The 232-nt window shown below is 53.0% G+C and carries 1 protein-coding gene; it reads left to right on the top strand.

Annotated elements, in window-relative coordinates; all coding sequences use genetic code 11:
• Positions 1-225 (top strand): hypothetical protein (locus Q3F21_RS27335; RefSeq protein WP_340259761.1); only part of this gene is annotated, 225 nt, incomplete at its 5' end.
• Between the last annotated feature and the right edge of the window lie 7 nt (positions 226-232).

Raw genomic sequence — 232 nt, 5'->3', positions numbered from 1 at the left:
TCTGAGGAAGACAAAGCCTGCGAGATCAGGTTGGCTTCTTCTCGCCGATGTTGTTTTTGTTTTTGGGTGGTTGGTCAGGCTTTGGTGGAGGAGATGAAAAAGGAGAAAACGGCTGCAGGTTCGGTGGGCCACTGCGAGGGAGCTGGACTGTCCGGCTGCATTCCAAAAGCAAAACCGCGTCCAAAAGCAGTCGACTCGAGGGAGCGTATCAAAGTTGGACGCTAAAGGCGTA

Source organism: Brevibacillus borstelensis, from assembly GCF_037834415.1.
GTDB classification, from domain to species: Bacteria; Bacillota; Bacilli; order Brevibacillales; family Brevibacillaceae; genus Brevibacillus; species Brevibacillus borstelensis_A.
The sequence above is the reverse complement of the archived record's forward strand: the minus strand, read 5'-3'. Positions and strand labels throughout refer to the sequence as shown.